Origin of the sequence: Synechococcus sp. R55.8, assembly GCF_047461895.1 — a bacterium.
Lineage (GTDB): Bacteria > Cyanobacteriota > Cyanobacteriia > Thermostichales > Thermostichaceae > Thermostichus.
In genome coordinates, this window is record NZ_JANSIB010000070.1 from 12,758 (window position 1) to 15,365 (window position 2,608).

The 2,608-nt window shown below is 60.5% G+C and carries 2 protein-coding genes; both read right to left on the reverse strand.

Annotated elements, in window-relative coordinates; all coding sequences use genetic code 11:
• Nucleotides 1-1,049: FtsW/RodA/SpoVE family cell cycle protein (locus tag NW829_RS08225; protein WP_414416850.1), on the reverse strand; the 1,049-nt coding region annotated here is incomplete at its 3' end.
• Nucleotides 994-2,436 carry a UDP-N-acetylmuramoyl-L-alanine--D-glutamate ligase gene (murD, locus tag NW829_RS08230; RefSeq protein WP_414416851.1) on the reverse strand — a complete coding sequence of 481 codons (1,443 nt, stop codon included), beginning with the start codon at nt 2,434-2,436 and terminating at the stop codon, nt 994-996. The genes murD and NW829_RS08225, both read right to left, overlap by 56 nt.
• Nucleotides 2,437-2,608 lie beyond the last annotated feature (172 nt).

The window sequence follows — 2,608 nt, forward strand, 5'->3', positions numbered from 1 at the left end:
CTGAACAAAGGCAGGGGCACACCTGTGGTGGGCAGAACCCCGGTGACCACGCCGATGTTCATCAGCGACTGCCCCACCAGAAACATCAGGCAGCCGCAGGCTACTAAGCGAATGGTCAGCTCTCGACAGCGCCCCATCACCCGCCAGCCCAGCAGAGTGTAGAAGGTCAGCAACCCCAGAAAGAACAGGGATCCGGCCAAGCCAAACTCTTCTGCATACACCGAGAAGATGAAGTCGGTGTATTGGATGGGCAGGTAGAACAGCTTTTGCTGGGAAAGGCCATATCCCTTGCCCCACAGGCCGCCGGAGCCAATGGCCAACAGGCTTTGCACCAACTGATAGCCATCCCCTTGGGCGTTACCCCAGGGATCCAAAAAAGCCAAGATGCGCCGCCGTTGGTAATCTTTGCTGAGAATGCTCACCACAGCCGCCAGAATCCCCAGCCCCGCTGTGGCCAAAAGGGTGAAAGCTGGGATCCCGGCGGTCCAAGCCATGACCCAGAGGGTAAGGCCGCAGATGGCCGTGGTGCCCAGGTTGGGCTGGGCGAGGATCCCCAAGAGCGCAAAGGCGAAGATAACCACCCAGAGGATGCGGAACCAGGGAGGATGGTGAAACCAGCGGCCAAAGATCCAGGATCCCTGCAACACCAACAGGGGCTTGAGCAATTCTGAAGGCTGGATAACAGGGATCACCTTCAAATCCAGCCAGCGGCTGGCCTCCAGGCGGGAAACCCCCAATCCCGGCACCTGGGTGGCCCACACCAAGCCAACTCCCACCAAGCAGAGGATCCCGGCCCAGGGGAACCAGCGCCGCAATGGGATCCGCACCAGAACCCAGAAACAACCCAGACCCAACCCGGCCCAGAGCAATTGCCGCTTGAAAAAGTAGAGGCCATCGCCGGTGATCCGCTGAGCCACCGGGTAGGAAGCGGAAAACAGCATCATCAGCCCCAGCACCAGCCAGATCAAGGTGAGCCAGCGCAGCCAGCGAGCCTCAGCATTCCAGGGATCCCTGGAGGGCTTGGCAGCAGGCTCGGAAATGGTTGCCACGGTGTTCAAAGCTGGAGTACTGGTCAAAACTGGCACAGGCGGGGGACAGCAAAATGGTGATGGGTTGAGCGGGCTTCCCCAAGCTCTGAGCTTGACGCGAAAGGGAACAAGCCGCTGCAAAGGCTCTTTCCACCGCTACATCTAGGGTTGGCACCAGCTCAACGTCAGTATAGTGGATCCCCTGGAGGGCCTCTGCCAGCACTGGGGCAGACTCCCCCATCAGCAACACGCGGGCCACCTTGGCCCGAATCAACCGCAACCAGGCGCCGGGATCCCCCTGCTTAGCCCTTCCTCCGGCAATCAGAATAATGGGTGGGGAAAGGGCGTTGAGCGCCACCCAGCCGGCCTCGTAGTTGGTGGCCTTGCTGTCGTTGACAAAGCGGATAGGGGTGGATCCCACCTGGATTTGCGCCACCCGCTCCAGCCGATGGGGCATGCCGGCAAAAGATCGGATGGCTTTTTGAATGGCAGCGTTGGGGAGCCCAGCTAGACGTGCTGCTGCTGCCGCCAAGAGCAGGTTTTGCAGGTTGTGTTGGCCAGGGCAGCGTTCTGCAAAGTCCTCCAGCTCCGCCACCATCTCCCCCTGGATGTAGAGGCGGTTTTCCCGCAGGTCAAGGGTTGCGGTGGGATCCCGGTCACAACAGCCTTGGGTAGCAACAAGGGAAGTCCAATAGGTATTTTCCCAGTCCTGCCGGCGGCGGCACAGGTAGGGATCCTCGCCGTTGAGCACCCGCCACTGGGCCCGATCCAAAAGGCGAGCCTTAAAGCTGGCATAGCGCTCCAGCGTCCCATGCCGTTCTAGGTGATCGGGAGTGAAGGTGGTCCACACCCCAATGCGCGGCGGCCCTCCAGGAGTGCTGCTCATGAGGCGGCTACTGGCCTCCAACTGGTAGCTGCTCAGCTCCGCCACGATCCAGTCCGGCTTGAGCTTTCCCTGGAGCGTTGCCAAAGCCACCTGCGACAGGGGCAGGCCGATGTTGCCGCAGGGGATCCCTTGCAGCCCCGCCGCCTTGAACATCTCCGCCACCAGAGCTGTGGTGGTGCTTTTGCCGTTGGTGCCGGTGATCCCCACCCAGGGTAGGTGGTCAAGATAGATCCAGGCCAGCTCCGCCTCCCCCACCACCGGGATTCCCTGTTGACGCACCGCCTGCAGCAGCGGGTGATCCCAAGCAATGCCTGGACTGACCACCACCTGCTTCACCCCTTCGGCCAGTTGAAAAGGCTGCCCCAGCCGAACCGGGATCCCTTCTTGATTGAGCTCAGCCTGCCGCTGTCTGAGAAGAGGGGAATCTTGCTCATCCCAAACCAGCACTTCATAGCCCTGGGCCCGCAACAGCCGCGCTGCCGCCAGCCCCGCAATGCCTAACCCCAAAACTTGATGTTGCACGTTGGTTTCTACTTCTTTCTTTATTTGGGGATCCCTGCTTGGATCTTACCGGTCACGTCCTTGACCCGCATGTTTTTGTTCGACACTCCCCTTGCTTATGGGGGTAACCAGTTGGTGGAGTGGATGGAGTTTTCCTAGCCGCCTGGATGGCTAACTTGGGAATAGGCTGGAG